11 protein-coding genes are annotated in these 18,396 nt (G+C 45.7%); 7 read left to right on the top strand and 4 right to left on the bottom strand.

All coding sequences use genetic code 11. The features are described from left to right. Positions 1-20: 20 nt before the first annotated feature. Together NSS66_RS21715 and NSS66_RS21710 are read left to right on the top strand one after the other, a co-directional pair. Positions 21-1,013 carry an SPFH domain-containing protein gene (locus tag NSS66_RS21715; protein WP_069290815.1) on the top strand — a complete coding sequence of 331 codons (993 nt, stop codon included), beginning with the start codon at positions 21-23 and terminating at the stop codon, positions 1,011-1,013. A gap of 258 nt (positions 1,014-1,271) precedes the next feature. After that, positions 1,272-5,021 (top strand): alpha-L-arabinofuranosidase C-terminal domain-containing protein, encoded by a 3,750-nt coding sequence (locus tag NSS66_RS21710; protein ID WP_340959744.1) that lies wholly within the window; start codon positions 1,272-1,274, stop codon positions 5,019-5,021. Positions 5,022-5,123: 102 nt separating this feature from the next. On the opposite strand, the gene NSS66_RS21705 is transcribed toward NSS66_RS21710, so the two are convergent. Both NSS66_RS21705 and NSS66_RS21700 read right to left on the bottom strand, forming a co-directional pair. After that, positions 5,124-6,521, bottom strand: a complete 1,398-nt coding sequence (locus NSS66_RS21705; protein ID WP_279834994.1) for a phytase — start codon at positions 6,519-6,521, stop codon at positions 5,124-5,126. Between the two features lie 110 nt (positions 6,522-6,631). Beyond that, the gene (locus tag NSS66_RS21700) at positions 6,632-7,507 is read right to left on the bottom strand and encodes a helix-turn-helix transcriptional regulator (RefSeq protein ID WP_023986520.1); all 876 of its coding nucleotides are present in this window, start codon (positions 7,505-7,507) and stop codon (positions 6,632-6,634) included. 192 nt (positions 7,508-7,699) lie between these two features. Between NSS66_RS21700 and NSS66_RS21695 the strand changes: the two genes are divergently transcribed. From NSS66_RS21695 to NSS66_RS21685, 3 genes are all read left to right on the top strand, one after another. Beyond that, the gene (locus NSS66_RS21695; protein WP_340959743.1) at positions 7,700-9,643 is read left to right on the top strand and encodes a glycoside hydrolase family 127 protein; all 1,944 of its coding nucleotides are present in this window, start codon (positions 7,700-7,702) and stop codon (positions 9,641-9,643) included. Between the two features lie 27 nt (positions 9,644-9,670). After that, on the top strand, positions 9,671-11,041 hold the full coding sequence (locus NSS66_RS21690; protein WP_076295711.1) for an MFS transporter: 1,371 nt from the start codon (positions 9,671-9,673) through the stop codon (positions 11,039-11,041). Between the two features lie 275 nt (positions 11,042-11,316). Continuing rightward, a complete protein-coding gene (locus NSS66_RS21685; protein WP_053324395.1) occupies positions 11,317-12,708 on the top strand; it encodes an MATE family efflux transporter in 1,392 nt (463 codons plus the stop codon). Positions 12,709-12,796: 88 nt separating this feature from the next. Here the strand turns inward: NSS66_RS21685 and NSS66_RS21680 are convergent, their stop codons facing one another. Then, positions 12,797-13,786, bottom strand: coding sequence for a zinc-binding dehydrogenase (locus tag NSS66_RS21680; protein WP_023986524.1), 990 nt, complete (start codon positions 13,784-13,786; stop codon positions 12,797-12,799). Positions 13,787-13,921: 135 nt separating this feature from the next. On the opposite strand from NSS66_RS21680, the gene NSS66_RS21675 reads away from it, so the two are divergent. Further along, positions 13,922-14,794 (top strand): LysR family transcriptional regulator, encoded by an 873-nt coding sequence (locus NSS66_RS21675; protein WP_068938369.1) that lies wholly within the window; start codon positions 13,922-13,924, stop codon positions 14,792-14,794. Further along, complete coding sequence (locus NSS66_RS21670; RefSeq protein ID WP_068938368.1) at positions 14,772-15,920, top strand: RDD family protein; 1,149 nt, start codon at positions 14,772-14,774, stop codon at positions 15,918-15,920. Before NSS66_RS21675 ends, NSS66_RS21670 begins: the two co-directional genes overlap by 23 nt. Positions 15,921-16,080: 160 nt before the next feature. Here NSS66_RS21670 and NSS66_RS21665 read toward each other — a convergent pair whose 3' ends face one another. Then, positions 16,081-18,339, bottom strand: a complete 2,259-nt coding sequence (locus NSS66_RS21665) for a beta-L-arabinofuranosidase domain-containing protein (protein WP_340959742.1) — start codon at positions 18,337-18,339, stop codon at positions 16,081-16,083. Positions 18,340-18,396 lie beyond the last annotated feature (57 nt).

Genomic DNA, 18,396 nt, shown 5'->3' with positions numbered 1-18,396 from the left:
ACGGAAAGGATGGATACAGTATGGGATTCTTCAGAAATCAATTTGCAAATGTTGTAGAGTGGGAAGAATTTAGAGATGATATGATTTTCTGGAAGTGGAGTAATCGTGAAATTAAAAAAGGAAGTAAGTTAATTATCCGCTCCGGTCAAGACGCGATTTTTGTAAATAACGGCAAAATAGAGGGTATTTTTGAGAATGAAGGGTCATATAACATGGACTCTGACATTATTCCATTTCTATCGACATTAAAAGGGTTTAAATTTGGTTTTAACAGTGGCATGAGGGTAGAGGTCTTATTCGTTAATACGAAGGAGTTTACGGTCAAATGGGGGACGCAGAATCCAGTGCTGATCCCGACCCCCCAGCTGCCAGGCGGTATGCCGATCCGTGCCAATGGCACATTTAATTTTAAAGTGAACGATTATGTTACGCTCATCGATAAAATTGCTGGAGTGAAGGACAGTTATCTCGTTGAGGATGTGAAAATACGCATTACTTCAGTATTGGATCAGTTATTGATGAAGTGGATCAGCAGAGAAGGAAAGGACATGTTCAATCTGCAGGCGAATGCTTCTGACATTTCAAAAGGTATTCAAGAAGATCTGGATATGCAAGTGATGGACAATGGTATGACGATTACTGGCTTTCATGTGATGAGCTTCAATTATCCTCAAGAAATCCAAGATATGATCACGAAGACAGCTTCTCATGAAATGATCGGTAATCTGCAAAAGTACCAGCAAGTGACGATGACGGACGGGATTGCATCGGGTAATGTAAAAGGCGGTGGTGCTGCCTCAGATATGGCGAGTATGATGATGGGGATGAATATAGCAAATGAAATGATGAAAAATTTGAACCCGAACCCAAAGCCTTCGGCTGAGACTCAGCCTACACCTGCTGCCCCCTCTCCATCTGGAGACGGTAATAAGCCCAATTTTTGTCCGAATTGCGGTACAAAAAACGAAGGAGCTAACTTCTGTCCGAATTGTGGACAAAAATTGAACGGATAACATAGCTACGGCCAAACTTCTTTATTTCAGAAAAGTCCCGACTAGGCCAAGTAATCTTGTAAGCCAAAAAGCAGTTATCGCAGAGTATCTTCTGTGATGGCTGCTTTTTTATGTAGTTCGTTCAAGTATTTTCTTCATAAATCCGATTTATTGGATTGAAAAAAGTACTCAGGATAAGGTACTATAGCTATATAGTATGTATTTATATTAATTAATTAGTTATTACATTAATAAACTATAGGTATAGGAGCAACGAAGATGACCAAATTCCAAGATCAAATCATTGCACGTTACAAGTTTGATGATGCAGAGAACGTCGGCAAAGATAGCTCAGGGCAAGGTAACGATGGGGTTGCTTCAGGCACAGTAACACCTACGATTTCCCATGCTACCGGTAGAGCAGCTTTGATGCTTGAGGGAGGCCCCAACGGTACATCGTATATCCAGCTTCCTTCCGATCTATTCAAAGATGTAAGCGATAACACCGGTGTGACGGTTACTGCTTGGGTCAACTTCGGCAGATTCACAGATATGTGGGAACGTGTCTTTGACTTTGGTAAAGCCCATACAGGACCCTATATGTTCATGACACGGAATCTGCGCGGAACCCTTTTCACCGAGGCGGATTTGTCCGTAGACCCGGGAAGAGGCTTTGTCAGGGATGAGTGGATGCACATAGCCCTGTCTGTGATCGGCACGGAAGGCGGCACATTAAGTAGTGCCGGTCCGGTGATATATGTCAATGGTGAAGTGGTAGCGGATGGTTCCATCAGCCAAACTTCCAGCGGTAACTATGCCAAGCTGCGTAAATGGTTCGAAACGTTTACAGACTCGTCCAACTACAGCAACAATTTTATCGGTCGCTCCCAGCATGCGGCGGATGTAGACTTTGCCGGCTCCGTTTCAGACTTTAGAATTTATAAAGCAGGCTTGTCGGCAGATGAAGTCATTGAGGTCATGTGCGATTCGTTGACAGATGAAGAGATCGTGAAGCTTGCTAGAGATAAATATTTGTCCTTTCCAACGACGATTGTGACCAAGGACTTATCTCTGCCAACCGTTCTGATGGGCGGTAGAGTAGAAGTGACCTGGAAATCCAGCCAACCTAGTATACTCTCTGACAATGGGCAGGTGCAGGCGATTACCTCTGCACAAGGGGTTACCGTCACAGCTTTATTAATGAAGGGCTTAAGCCAGATTGAAGAAAGCTTTGAAGTATCCGTTCTTCCTGAACAGCTGCCTCCGTACACGCTGACCATTCATGGAAATAAGGAAGTACTGGATGTCAGCGAAGTGATGTACGGCTTGTTCTATGAAGATATCAATAACGCGGCAGATGGCGGGATTTATGCAGAACTCGTTCAGAATCGCTCCTTTGAATCTTTCGAGTTTGATACGTATTCCCATGCTTCCGGTGAATGCGGCTGCTCTACAGGACGGAACCGCAACCCGTTGTTTGCCTGGTCTGGTGATACGGACAAGATGACTCCACAACATAGCGGTGGATTAAATGAGTTTTTAGGCGCAAAAGACAAAGAAGTGAACTCTTATTATGTGACGGTAGCGGATGGTGCAACGATTCGGAACAAGGGCTTTTCCGATTCTAACCAGAATTGTGCCATGTCCATCCAAGAGGGTGCCAAGTATGAGTTTACCATCTGGGCGAAGGCCGATTCAGCGGGCGCAATCACACTGCAACTGCAAGGCTCGAATGAAAAGGCTATTAGTGATTCGGTTACGATACAGGTGGAAGGTGGCAACAGGTGGAAGAAGTACGGCATCGATTCCAAACTTGTGCTGACAGGCTCAGCTACGGTTCTCGGGCAGCTGGCGCTTACATTTGAAGGGGACATTTCGGTTGATATGGTTTCTTTATTCCCACAAGATGTATGGGGCGCAGGAGAGGAAGCGCAATCCCCATCGGCACATGCTAACTTCCAGGGAAATCCTAACTACCGACTGAGAAAAGATTTGGTGAACGCACTGGTTGGCATGCATCCGAAGTTTTTGCGGTTTCCAGGTGGTTGTATTTCCGAGGGTTCGTTTATATGGGAAAACGTATACGATTGGAAGGAATCGATTGGGGATATCGAGCTGCGCAAGGAAAACTTTAATGTATGGGGCTATATGATGACCATGGGCCTTGGTTATATGGAGTATTTCCAGTTGGCAGAAGACCTGAATGCAGCACCGCTTCCGGTTATGGCCTGTGGCGTTCTCTGCCAAGCCCGTTCCGATTACGCTCATCCGGCTGGAGGCGCATTAAGAGAATACTATATTAAGAACTTTACAGATCTGATCGACTTTGCGATCAGTGTGGATTTTGAACATAATGAATGGGCTGCTATGCGTAAAAAAATGGGCCATGAAGCTCCGTTCGATCTGCGTTATTTGGGTGTGGGTAACGAGAACTGGGGCACAGAGTTCTTTGCCAACTTTGAAGTGTTCAAGACGTCGATTGATGAGTACATGGAGAAAAACTATCCGGGTTATGAGCTGCATATCATCTCCACGGTTGGCGCTCAAGCAGACGACGATGCCTATCAGCAGGGCTGGAAGTTCCTGAGCGGTAATATGAAGGGCTCGGCTAAGGTTGCTTTTGCAGATGGTAACCAGGTGACGGAAGAAACTGTAACCTGGTATGAGAAGCAAAAAGACTATATGGACACTATTGCAGACGAGCATTATTATCGTTCTAACGAGTACCTGCTGAATAACGTGGACCGCTATAACTACTACTACAGAGCTTATAACGTGGACGGCAGTATAAATTGGAAAGCAACATCAAAGGTTTTTGTCGGAGAGTACGCCTCAACGGATAAAAATACATTAGCAGGCGCTGTAGCAGAGGCAGCGGTGATGACGGGCTTCGAAAATAATGCCGATGTCGTTCGGTTGGCTGCCTATGCACCGCTGTTTAACAAGGTGCTGACAGATGGAACCTACAGATGGACACCAGACTGCATCTGGTTCGATGACGAAACGGTGTGGTTTACGCCGAACTACTATGTACAGCAAATGTATGCTAAATATTTGGGGAATAAAGTATTGAGCACTTCTTTCTCTACTTACAAAAACGGCAAGCCAACGGATCTCATTCCTCAGGGTGGAATTGAAATCGCGACAGGCAACGCCGAAGTTATGATTAAGCGTGTGACTGTTACTTCCAACCAGGACGGCAGTGTTTTGCTGGATCAAGACTTTACCCAGGAATTGAATTCGGCCTGGCAGGTCATTCCCGGTTCCGGGGGCTCTACAGTGGAGGAAGGCAAGGGGCTTGTCCTCAAAGCTCAGGATAGCGGTTTGAATGGTCTGTACATCTTGAACGACAGCTGGAGCAATTACAAGGTAGAGGTGGTCGCTTCCCGTATTTCCGGCACGGACGGTTTTTATGTGGGTGCGGGTCTCACGGATATTTCTGCGGAGAAAAAGGACGTTGTCGAATACGCGATCGGTTATGGCGGCAAGGCTACCGGCGTGAAGGTTTACAAGCAAGGCATAGAAGGCTACACATTGGGTGACTACTCTTCCAGTACAGCGGCAGGTAACTTGAGAGCAGCTAGCTATGAAGAGTTGGCTGACAACACGGACTACACCATAACAGTGAACTACGGCGGTGAAACGGGCAGTAATCTGATTTGCTCATACACCGACGGCGAGACGACCAGCAAAGTGCTGGACTACAAGCTGGAGGCTTACAACAGAGACGTGTTCAACTCGGTAACCCAAGATGCTGAGCATGTATACGTGAAGCTGGTGAATGCTGACAACGTAGATAAGGTAATACAGCTGAATCTACAAGATTTGAGTGTTGAGTCCATCGCTAAGCTGGTTACACTAACCGGCGATTCCTCGCTTGTTCATGTACCTAACGTGAACAAGAAGAATGACGAGAAGGTAGTGCCTACCGAACAGCAGATCACGCTTGATACGAATTCTGTCCTTTTGTACTTACCAGCTAACTCGGTGAATGTGCTGGTGCTGGATCTTAAACCTTTTCCTGCTTAAAAACAAAAAGGGGTGTCCCAAGCAGCCGTTTTATGGCTTTTGGAACACCCCTTTTTTTCTATGAATAGAGTCGGAATGTTGAGTTGATTTCCCCGAAGGGCATTACTGCGTGCTTCTGTTTACCAATTCACGCGGGTTGATGCCATCGTCTATCGTTAGCGGAGTAGGGGCTCCCGTAGCGATTCGCTCCCAAGGCACCATTTTAAAGTTCTGATTTAACTTTTTGCCGTTTTGAAGATTTTCGTCATCTTGTGCAACGAAGATACCATGAGGGAAATTCTTGCCTAATCCGTAGCCAAGAACATCAATACCGTCTGTGACAGACGTACCGTCAACGGTAGGGCTCGCGCTGATCGTAAAGTTGCTTATATATGCATTGTCGCCTTGTCGTTCATAGATCGCATAGCTGCTGTTTCCTTGACTGGAGGCCATGAGATACCCCTTGCCATCTTTACCGTAATACAATGTAAGTCCTTCTATGTCATCGTGGAGTCTACGCCCATCTGCAATATCAACACGTCGCAGCGGCTCGGATGAACCGTCTGGCTCGGCACTATACTTCCAAATGGCGTAATCCTCTTCAGCGATGTAGATCGTACCATATTCATCATCAGCAACCATGCCCTCAGATTGCGTATCTAGCTTGAACTGGCGGACAAGCTTACCTGCAATTTTGCCACTTCCGTCATCAGTCAGCTCATATTGTTCAAATTCACCCTCTTTGCCCAACACGAGCGCGTAAAATTTATCTGTCTTGAGGCTATGGTATAAGCTGAATCCGTACACTTCTTTCATAGATGCTTTAATGGGTTTGCCAACCACGTTGGTCAGCTTTCCTGATGCACCGTCAATGGCAAAGATATCAATCGTGTTGTTGGTTCGATTGGTTGCCCCTGCGATATCAATTTTTTTGCCGCCCAATGTGAAACCGTAACGAAGGTCCACGTTATTCATTTTTCCGACCTTCATGTTTTGCAGTTGTTTGCCTTCCAGATCATAGACTAAAATCCCGCCGCCTTTATTGGTTGCTAAAATTCTACTTTTCTCTGGCTCGGCCGGGTTGAGCCAGATTGCAGGGTCGTCGGCTGCGTCTTCTCCATCCTCCACAGCTTCTGTTTCAGCAGAAGGGATCACTTTATAGGTGGGGACTGCATCCTTTGGATCTGCATATTTGCTGTTCTCTGCTTCAAGCGCTGTAAGAAGTTTTGTAGGAAGATATACATTTCCATTCATCATCTTAATTTCCCGGTCCGCTTTTCCGCTTAGTCCAGCTAGACGATATTGCTTCTCACCCACTGTAAAGGTCCCGACAATGCCATTTTTCAGTTTGACCAAAACAGAGTGGTCATCACTGTCCCATGTAATTGTGGCCCCCATTTTATCTGCCTGTGTTCGTAGTGATGCATACCCGGATGGCTGAATGTCTGCCGCATGGGTCAGTTCTGGTGATACCAGAACCCCCGTTAAAATGGCTAATAATGCTAGTTTAGTTGACTTCATATGTATGCCCCTTTTCTGAAGTGAAAATGATATAACCGACTCAGTATAAAGCGAGAATATCAAAAGGATACAATGAAAATGTAAAAGGAATGTAAAGGCGGTGTAAGCATTCAATGGACTGGCTTCCAGTATTGTTGTCTGTAATTCTTTGGAGACATTCCGAACTTTTCTTTAAAGCATTTGGAGAAATAGCTTGCTTGGGAGAATCCTGTTTCCTCGGTAATTTGTTGGACAGACCAGTCAGTTTGCAGCAAAAGACTGCGTCCTTGATCCAGGCGATAATCCATTAAATACTCAAGCGGTGTGCGCTGGAAGGCGACCTTCATACATCTGGCGAGATAGTTCTGATGTACGTGAAAATGGGTCTCCAAATCTTTATTAGTGATTGTATTTTTGTAATTCTGTTTTAGGTATATTTCGATCTGTTCCGCCAACTTAGAGGAGCTGTCTTTATTATTCTGATCATACTCCAAACTCTGAAAAACATTCACAAACGTCTGTTGGGCCTCCCATAGTGCCAGCTTTCTAGGTTTTAAAGTAGAGGCTAGTAAATAGTCTAATTTCGAAAATAGCTCATGCGGATTCACCACTTTTTGAATTTTGGGCAAATGAATGGTCGTATGTTCTGAATGAAAATGCAGCTCGGGAATGGGGGTGCTGGGTATAATAGGATTGGGCGAGGATTGTGCGCACCACATGCTATTGGTTTGAAAATGGAACCAGTAAAAGGAGGTTTGTTCTGTACATGCCTCAATGGGAAAATGATGTTTATCCGGTTCAAGAATGAGAGCGTAATTTTCAGTTACCTTCCACACTTCGTCCTCTTCGCCAATGTGCAGCAATCCTTCTTTAATGATTATTACGTCAAAATAACCCAGATTATACCTATTCGGGTGCCAATCCCCTTTTTGATATGTAGTAAAATTCCCCTCAATGAAATAAGGCAGCGGAGGGACAAGGAATGATAGAAAGTCTGTTTTGCTCATGGAAGCCAGCTCCTTTGTGTGTGAAATCGTATAAGTTTTAGTTAAAGATCGCGATTTTTTTTATAAATTCAGGTTGATAAAATAAGGACGTAGCAAGGGGAGCTCAGGTTAGCTTGTACGATATTATCATTACTTTATCCTTATTTTTTCAAAAATGAAAGCGTTCTATTTCCAGGAAGGGATGTTTATCCAATGAAAACGGCAAAGCCAGTTAAGCATGTCATCGTTGATGATTTATTTTGGAAAAAGTATAAGCAGGTTGTGGCGGAAGAGGTTATTCCTTATCAGTGGAAAGCATTAAATGATGAATTACCAGATACAGAACCCAGTCATGCGATTGAAAACTTTAGGATTGCAGCCGGGGAATCCAGTGGGGAGTATTATGGAACCGTTTTCCAGGACAGTGACATTGCCAAATGGCTGGAGACAGTTGCCTTTAGCTTAAGGGATCATCCGAATCCTGCGCTTGAAGAGCGGGCTGATGAAGTGATTGAATTGTTGGGAAGAGCTCAAGCTGAGGATGGGTATCTGAATACGTACTATCTGCTGAAGGAACCCAATAATCGCTGGACGAACCTAAGAGATAATCATGAGCTGTATTGTGCAGGGCATTTTATAGAAGCGGCTGTTGCTTATTATGAAACGACGGGCAAAACGAAGTTTCTTCACATTATGGAGAAATACGTAGACCTGATTCAGCAGATTTTTGGTACGGAAGAAGGGAAACGGAAAGGCTACCCGGGACATGAAGAAATTGAGTTGGCCTTGATCAAATTATACGACGTAACTGCAAAGGATCAATATCTCGAATTAGCGCAATATTTTATTGAACAGCGGGGACAGCATCCTATTTACTTTGCAGAGGAACAAGAAAAGAGAAAACATATTCAAACAGAGCCCACCTGGAATGATGATAACAACATTAATTTTGGCTTAGGCTTCGAATACCAGCAAGCACACCAACCTGTGCGGGAACAAAAAGAGGCAGTCGGCCATGCGGTGAGAGCGGTGTATCTGTATATTGCGATGGCGGACTTGGCCGCGAAAACAGGGGATGCTTCCCTGTTACAAGCCTGTGAAACGCTGTGGGATGATGTAACGAATCATAAAATGTACATCACCGCAGGGATCGGTTCTACTGTAAACGCGGAAGCGTTCACTTGCCATCACGATCTTCCCAATGACAGCATGTACTGTGAGACCTGCGCCTCTGTAGGGCTGGCCTTTTGGGCCAATCGTATGCTGCGCTTAGCGCCAGACCGGAAATATGCCGATGTTTTGGAGCGTGCGCTATACAACGGAACGATTAGTGGGATGGACCTGGATGGAAAACGGTTTTTCTACGTGAATCCGCTGGAGGTTAATCCTTTTCAAAAATCCAGAAAAGATCAGGAACATGTAAAAACAGAACGGCAAAAATGGTTCTTCTGCGCCTGCTGTCCGCCCAATTTGGCACGAATGATTGCATCGGTTGAGGACAATATGTACACCCAAACGGATGATACGTTGTATACGCATCTGTATATTGCCAGCAAGGTGAACATGACTTTATCTGGTCATGAGGTTGAAATTACACAAACTCATCATTATCCATGGGATGCGGATCTAACCTTTTCGATCCACGTAACAGAGCCGACTTCCTTCAAATGGGCACTACGGATTCCGGGTTGGTGCAAGCAGGCAGAGGTGAAGGTGAATGGAGAAGCTATATCATTAGACCATCTGGAAAATGGCTATATCGAGATTCAGCGTACTTGGAAGGACGGAGATGTGGTAACTCTGCATTTGGCTATGCCAGTTGAGCGCATTCGGAGCAATCCACTTGTCTCCATGAACCAGCAGCAAATTGCTCTCCAACGCGGCCCAGTCGTGTTCTGTCTGGAAGAAGTGGATAATGGAGCGAATTTGGCAGGATTAAGATTGACGAAGGATAGCCTCATTACGGAAGAGTTTAGCGAAAACCTGCTGGGTGGCATTGTAAAGTTGACTATAGAGGGATACCGGGTAAAAAATTCGAACGCATTATATAGCTCGGAGCCTCCTGAATTTGTTCCTCAACAAATTACCGCCATTCCTTACTATGCCTGGTGCAATCGGGCAAAAGGGGAAATGCGTGTATGGGTTTATGAATCATAATTCATTCGCATGGGGAGAGGAAAGATCATGAGTACGAGAATTGTGAGTACGGAACCACCGGAAAAGGCAGCAAGTACCGTTCCTTTTCATCGTAAAATCAGCTATTCATTAACGGATACGGCAGGCAATTTACTATACTGTGTTATTTCCAGTTATCTATTATATTTTTATACAGATGTATTCGGACTTTCTATCGGGATTGCCGGGACATTACTATTTATCACCCGTTTTATCGATGCCATTGATGCCCCGATTTGGGGCATCCTGATTGACCGAACCAAGTCGAAATACGGCCAGAGCAGACCCTATTTTCTATGGTTAGCTATTCCGTTCGCTGTGTTCATGGTCCTTACGTTTACGACACCCAATTGGAGTGAGTCGGGCAAAATTGCATATGCCGCCATTACGTATATCATAGCAGGTATCCTTTATACCGGAATCAGTACGCCAATTACGTCTATTCTGCCTAATCTGAGCACCAATTCTAATGAACGCGTAGTCTTGAACTCCTTCCGCATGGTCGGGGGGAATGTGGGTTTCTTCATCGCCACGACGTTTACGTTACCTTTGGTCGCTTTCTTTGGACAGGGGAATGATCAAAAAGGATTTTCCTTAACGCTCGTTTTATTTGGAATCATGGCGATTATTATGTTTTTCATAGCGTTTGCCGATTTGCGAGAAAATGCAGCAGTGAAAACGAAATCCGTTCCCATTGCTAAAAGCTTTACAGCCATCAAACGAAACTGGCCATGGATGCTCGTTGTAGCTGCCAACTTGTGCTACTGGATTGGTTTGAATATTCGTTCAGCAACGCTAATCTTTTATCTGCAATACAATCTGGACAGTAAGGACTTAGTGCCTTTAATCAATGGACTGACCTCCTTGCAGTTGATCTCGATGGTTCTGATTCCGTTTTTCGCCAGAAAATTAAGTAAAAATGCGATTATGATTATCGGATTGATATTAGCTGCGCTGGGTCAAGTCGTGATTTTAATGGGCAGTACAGACTTAACCCTCATTATTATCGGCTGGATTATTGGTGCGTTAGGATCAGGCTTTGCATGTTCTATGCCGTTCGCGATGTTGTCAGATACAGTCGATTATGGGGAATGGAAAAATGGTATTCGGGCAAGTGGTTTCCTGACCTCCATTGGAAGCGCATTCTGTATTAAAGCAGGTAGCGGAATCGGCGGATTATTGCCAGCATGGATCATGGGCAGCACCGGTTATATCGCTGGGAAAGTTCAAACCCCTACGGCGTTGTCCGGCATTCAGTTTAGCTTTATCTGGCTGCCATTTATCGTCTTCTTGATCGGAATCATTCCTATGTTTTTTTATAAAAAATTCGAAAAGAATGAAGCTTCTATTCAACAAGATTTAATTGCGAGAAGATCATAGACATTCTTTTAACAAGGGTTTAATGATATATTAAAGCATTATAATGCTGCTCCAAAACCTGTTCGCTGAGCTGAGCAGGTTTTTTTGTTTTTTTCTATTCAAATGTGAGTAAAGCCATTGACAGGATTTTCTTTTGGAGTAATACTTCTATGTAGAGAAAAGTGTACAGAATCAAGAACTAGACACATCTAGCCTTGCAACTTTATACATTTTTTCGCCATGAAGGCTCTTCTGTTGAAGGGTTTTTTTCAATTTGAGAAAAAGAATGTGATGATATGAGTCAACTGAGTGTAAGGATGAGAACACATGGCTTTCTGAATAAGCATTTTTCAGGAGAGTCTATCGATTATCGACAGATTATTGCGCTGTTTATCCCGCTTCTGATTGATCAGGCTTTTATTGTGGGTCTTAATTTGGTGAACACGGCAATGATTAGCTCGTCGGGGATGGCGGCAGTCAGTGCTGTAAATATGATCGATTCTTTGAATATTTTTCTGATTAATGTGTTTGTTGCAGTGTCTACCGGGGGAACGGTTGTCGTGGCACAGTATAAGGGGAGCGGTAACGACCTCATGGTCTCTAAAGCTGCATCCGGCACCATTTCCTCCGTTTCCTTGCTGGCCTTATGTATCAGTTTGTTTATGATGGTTTTGTACAATCCGATTTTAAGTGTTCTGTTTGGTTCGGCCTCGCCTGATGTATTAGCTAACGGTAAGGTATATCTGCTGGGAAGCTGTATGTCTTTTGTGGGGATTGCAATCGTTGAGGCAGTGTGTGGGGCGCTGAGGGGCATTGGGAAGACGAGGGCATCGCTGGCTCTTTCGCTCATCATGAACCTCTCGTATGTGCTTCTTAATGTGGTATTCATTAATGTATTGGATATGGGTGTGCTGGGCATGACGATTGCCGTCAATGTGTCCAGATATGCAGGAGCAGTATGCGCGCTGATCTATTTGGTCAGGGTAGATGATGACTTGCGTGTTCAGCTTAGAGATATGCTTTATTTTAATCTGGCTATGCTTAAAAAGATTCTGTTTATCGGGCTTCCCTTTGCAGCGGAACAGATGTTTTTTAATGGGGGCAAAATTTTAACCCAAATTTTCATTGTGAGCCTGGGGACAAATGCGTTGGCGACGAATGCCATTTGCTCATCCCTAGCTAATGTGTTCCAAATCCCTGCAAATGCTTTGGCTCTTACGATTGTAACTGTGGTCGGTCAATGCATGGGGCGTCGAAATGTCGCGGATGCCCGGAAGTTTACCAAATCGTTTATTTGGCTGTCGTCTTGTTCATTTATTGTAATGGGATTAATCCTGATGCCTTTGTTTGAGCCGATGGTGGGGCTATTTCATCCGCCTGCCGAAATCGTAGATGACATTTTTGTTGTCATTCTGATTAATACGTTGGCCCAGATTCCGCTCTGGTCCATTGCCTTTATTACACCCTCTGCACTAAGGGCAGCAGGTGATTCAAAATTTACGTCCCTCACCTCGATGCTGTCCATGTGGTTATGTCGGGTGGTGCTTGGATATATTTTGGGAATAGTGTTCAATCTGGGGATTGTTGGTGTCTGGTTGGCTATGGATATTGAATGGGGCGTGCGAGGGATCGTTTTCCTTTGGCGCTTCCGCGGCAACAAATGGGTCCAGCATCGTTTGATCGACTGAATAGGTCCACTACCATAAAATTGACTTCTGGATGAAGGCATTTTACGGTAGTGGATTTTTTTCTATTCCTATACTTCGTTCAGACCCCTTACCCTATCCTGATTCCTATATTGCCTAACTGCGCTCCCTGCTGCATACGGTGGAAGGCTTGCGGTGTGTCTTGTAGAGGAAATACGCTATCTATAATCGGATGGAGTGCATGGCGCTCCATAAACTGAAGCATAGCTGCGAATTCTTCGCCACTGCCCATAGAGGTGCCGATGATGCTGATTTGAGGGAAAAATATAGACCGCAGCGGAATCTCTACTCGATCTCCTGAGCTTGCGCCAAATGTAACGATCCGACCGTTCGGCTTGAGGATATCAAAATATTTATCGAATGTAGCAGGACCGATACTGTCAAGAACCAGATCCACAGTGTCTCCGTTCATACTTTCTTTCCATTCGCTATGGCTGTCGAATGCATGATTAGCGCCATGGGCGAGGGCAGCCTGACTCTTGGCTTCGCTGCGTGATGTGACGGTGACCCGTGCACCTGCCGCTAAAGCCATAAGCATGGCATACGTGGCTACACCACCGCCAATACCGGGAATGAGGACGTGCTCACCCTGCTGTAACTGGCCTCTTGTGAAGAGCGCGCGATAAGCGGTCAAAGCAGACAAAGGCAGTACCCCTGCTTCTTCCCATGAAAGGTATGCTGGCTTGCTGACGGCATTTTGGACGGGGATGACAACCGATTCAGCGAATGTCCCGTCCGAAGGTCCGCCCAGAATGGCTGGAACCAAGGGAACATGATGCGTATTCTCCCATCCGATACAGGGATTGATAATTACATCGGTGCCTACCAGCGAGGTTGGGACACTAGCACCCACAGCCTCAATCACACCTGCTCCATCCGATCCGAGAATGAGTGGAGCATCGTTGGCAGCTCGATCTGCCATGAGGAATAGGTCCCGATGGTTCAAGCCTGCGGCTTTGAGTTTTACTCTCACCTCATCGTGCCCTGTCTGTCTGTCCGTAACGTCTGTATACATCAGACCCTCAGGGCCATTTTTGCTGGCATGTATCACGGCTTTCATTTTAAAACCTCCCGTGGTGCGAATTTAGATGCAATTGCATGTATATTGAATTGTACAGAGCGGCAAGCATCCGGTAAAATGAACAAAATCGAACGTGAGTATCACAAATGATCATACCAAGCAGGTGACGTATACATGGAAAGCAGTGATTTGAAAATTTTTCGGGCCGTCGCTCGCGAGGGCAGTATCACAAAGGCTGCGCAAGCCTTGAACTATGTACAGTCCAATGTGACCTCGCGGATTCAACAGCTTGAGGCACAATTGAAAGTACCGCTATTTCGCCGATCTAACCGGGGAATGGCGCTAACGCCAGCAGGAGAGAATCTGCTGGAATATGCGGATACCATACTGACCTTGCTGGACGAGGCTGAAAAGTCCACTCAATATTCAGACCAGCCTGCGGGACCTTTGCGACTGGGGTCGATTGAGACGGCGGCGGTTACGCATCTGACTTCTTTATTGACGGAATATCACGCTCAATATCCTGATGTCCATCTATCGCTTATGACAGGCAGCACCCATGATCTCGTACAAAAGGTATTAAATTACGAATTAGATGGAGCGTTCGTCTATGGCCCCGTCGATGATCCGCATATAGAGTATGTTGCAGCTTTTGAGGAGGAGTTGGTGCTCATCTCGGAACCAGGGAAAAAGGACATGGACGAGCTGCTTGCCAAGCCTATGCTGTTTTTCGACGTAGGGTGCACGCATCGTACAAGAGCGGAAAGCTTTCTGAGCGAAGCAGGTGTGGCTGCGTATCAGGTTATGGAGTTTGGGACATTGGAAGTCATTTTGGGTGGTGTAGCCTCTGGTCTAGGGGTGTCCATGTTACCACAATCGTCGATTGCAAAGGCAGAGGGGGCGGGAAGTATTGTTTCTCATCGTTTGCCCAAAAAATATCGCAAATTAGAGGTGTGGTTTGTTCATCGGCGGGATTCGGTTTACTCCAGTGCACTGTCAGGCTTGCTTCACTGGATGAAAAAGGATGCTATACTTAACCGGGATTAAATTGACAACAGAGGTGTATCATTTGGAGGAACATGGTGTAACGAACAATCCATCTACAGTCGCTCCGGGACCATATGCGACGAATGGCGGCTATCATCGACGAGAACCGGATAGGATGGCAGTATTATCAGAAACATACGGAGCCTCTATTTTTTTCAGAAGATGGGCGGCTTGGATGGTTGACTTCATTCTTATCGTCTTTGGGTATGGAGGGCTGGTTTATTTTACAGCGAAAAAAGTATCTGAAGCGGAAACCCCAAATATGGGCCTGGTAGTGATGCTTTTCCTGATTGGCTCCTTCTGCTATTATCTGTTACTGGAAGGACTTACGGGCTATACGCTGGGCAAATTTGTACTTCGAATTCAGGTCGTGAATGGAGAAGGAAGGCCGCCGGGCATTGTGAAATCGTTGATCCGCACCCTTATACAGCTGGTAGATACGAATCCTCTATTTTTTCTGGGACTGCCCGCGGGGTTATGTGTGCTGGTGACACCTCGGAAACAACGGATTGGGGATATGGCTGCGAGTACATATGTGGTTAAGGTAAGGGATTTGGGAAAGGCGGGCAGAAAGAAAACCGGGATTTTTGCAGGAGCAATCATCCTGATGACGATCATTTCGATTGTCTTTGCTGTATTTTTAATTTCTACGCTCATTACTCAAATCGTGAAGCCTGAGGTATTTACCAGTAAGGATAGCCAGTTTGCGGTTACGGCTCCGTGGAATTGGTCACGAGATAATATGATTAATGAGGAAGCGGATATTTCCATTAAAAATGAATTGACCGAAAGATATTTGATTGTATTATCTGAACCGAAAAGCGATTTTGACAGCAGTATGACTCTTCAAGAATATAAAGGAATCATTGAGGAACATTTGGTGTCAGGAATTACGGACTCTGAATTGGGGATTGCCTCCGACTTGGTGGTGAATGGATACCCAGCCATTGAGTTTACCCTAAAAGGAGAAGTAGACGGGACTCCGATCATGTATAACGTGACTACGATTGAAACGCCTTCACATTATCATCAGGTGCTTGCCTGGACCTACGCTTCCCGATACAGCAGGGCACAGCAAGAGCTACGCAAGATTAGAGACAGCTTCCGTGAAATGAACATGCTGTGAAGTGAACATGGAGCAATAACGATGAATCGAAGTTATAAGGCAGTAAGCAGAACAAGCAGACAGCTTATAGGAGCGTCTGCTTGTTGTTTTATAAGCTTCCTTTAAAAAACGAACATCAAAACGGAGTAGGCGAAATAGTAGATTTATATAGATAATTTGATCATACAATAGAGTGTCTAATCACTCGTAATCCAGCTACTTTCGCCACTTTACCTTGTGGATGGGCTGTGAATTGAATCGTCACTTCATTCTTCTGGCTCGTCACAGATAGAGGAAGCTCATAGGCGAACGTTTCGAATTTATTCATTTCCTCAGACTCCAGCTTGCCTTCCCCTAAAATCTGACCATCCGCAGTGATGTCAAAGTCACCATGAGGACGGCTCAAGTCCTTCAAATAAGTGACCGCCAATTGGACAGGCTCATCCGAAAGCACCTTCATGACAAAAGAGAACCAGCCCCCAGGCCAGGTATCGCGATATTTGCGGTTATAGATGGACCCCAGGCCTACATCCTCGCCAGTAAAGGCATGATCCCGTTCAGGCTGCATTTCGGCAGGCTGCACAACGTCCACTGTAAGTCGTTCCAGCTCTAGCTGATACGCTAACGCGGTACGATATTCTGCCTCGGTTGCTGTCCATTCGTCCTTGGAAAAGAGATCCCAATAGACGGTATATGAACGATCATACATCTGATAAAACGGACGAAGCTTCAAGTCTCCGATATAGCCTAAGTCGGTCGTATGGAATGTATTGGGCTCGTTCCGGTCAGCAATCAGCTTCGTTGTTAATGAGTCGGCCGATCCGATCAGAACAGACGCAAGCAGACGTTCTTCGTTGGATTCCTGCTCAACAGGACCAAGGTCCCCAGCCAGCACTAGCGGCCCATACATAAAAGCAATTCGGCGTGGATTATCCGGCATTTCCTCGACTCTCACGGTCATAGGAATGTCATACTCGATCGTATCCCCATTGTTCCATTCCCGTTCAATTACAACGTAGCTGGTAGGACAAGCCTCTGTGACGTACTCTTCCCCGTTGATTTTAATCATCATCCCTTGCTCCGCCCAATGAGGGCATCTTAGCTTGATCGCGAAGGATTTGGGCTCCTTGCTGATGACGCGCAGCGTTCCCCGTCCATTTTGCGGAAAGAGAGTGTCTTGTTTGAGCTGTACGCCCATCTCGTCCCATGTCAAGGTAGAAGGGACATATTGATTGACATAGATCGTTTCTGGCGTATGAAAATAAATCGCAGTGCCGTACATGGAGTGGCTTTCCATACCGGAACCGACACAGCATGTAAAATCCTCATATTGAGAATTAAAGGACTTGTGTCCTCCCATTTCCAGCGATACAAAATAGCACACACGTCCATCTATAGGCTGCTGTGAAGCCAGAATATGATTGAACATCGCTCGTTCATAGTAGTCGGCATAGGCTGCATAGGCGTCCCACTCGAACATATGTCTTGTTAATTTCAGCATATTGTAGGTGTTACAGGTTTCACAGGTACCTTCGCCCAAGCGGTCATTCAGCTTCCCGGGTTCACCAAAATGTTCATTATAGCTATTGCCGCCGATCACGTAGGAATGCTTGTGAACAACCCGATCCCAGAAAAAGCGAGACAGGTCCGCATATTGCGGTTTTCCCGTCATTTCAAATTGCCGTGCAGCGCCAATGATTTTGGGAATTTGCGTATTGGCATGTCGCCCTGCCAGCGTATCTTGGCTATCTGCGAGATCATTGAGCACCTCTCCGTGATAAAAGCGTTCCGCCAGGCTCAAAAAGCGTTCTTCTCCCGAATGTTCCGCCAGATCGGTCAGCACCTCGTTCATACCGCCAAACTCGCAATGCAGCACCTGCTGCACCTGATCATCGTCCAGCCCTTGAAGTACATCCTCCAGCCAGTTGCCGAGTTTGATTTCTATAGACAGGGCCTTGGGATGATGCGCCAGCAGATGTGCATCACGCAAGCCCGCAAAAAGCTTGTGCATGGTATATAGCGGCACCCAGCCGCCGTTTAGATCAAAGCCCTGGGAGCGGATATCTCCGGCTTTTACTTCCTCAAAAATCTCTTTCCCACGTGGAATGCCGGAAATGTATCCGTTTCCATGACTGTTTTGGCATATTTCCAGTTCGTCGACCACATAGTTCACGCGTTCCAACAGTCTTTCGTCGCCTGTGGAGGCAAACATCAGTGCACAGCCGGACAGGTAGTGACCGAGTGTATGTCCGCTGATGCCACGCGCTTCCCAGCCTTCATAGTGAGCCGCTTTGGGCTCCAGTCCCGCATATTCACGAAAGCGCGATAGTAAACGGTCGGGTTCCAAACTCAGCAGGTAGGCCGTATTCAGTTCCATCGCATGTAAAAGTGGGCCGGAATCAATTCTTACTTTATGCAAGTCAAAAGCTTTAGCTTTCAAAATCATCGCTCCTTAGCTAAGATGAAAGTGTATATTTCTCCACTACATTAGCATTGC

The sequence above is a fragment of the Paenibacillus sp. FSL R10-2748 genome (genome assembly GCF_038005565.1).
Classification (GTDB): Bacteria; Bacillota; Bacilli; order Paenibacillales; family Paenibacillaceae; genus Paenibacillus; species Paenibacillus polymyxa_B.
The sequence above is the reverse complement of the archived record's forward strand: the minus strand, read 5'-3'. Positions and strand labels throughout refer to the sequence as shown.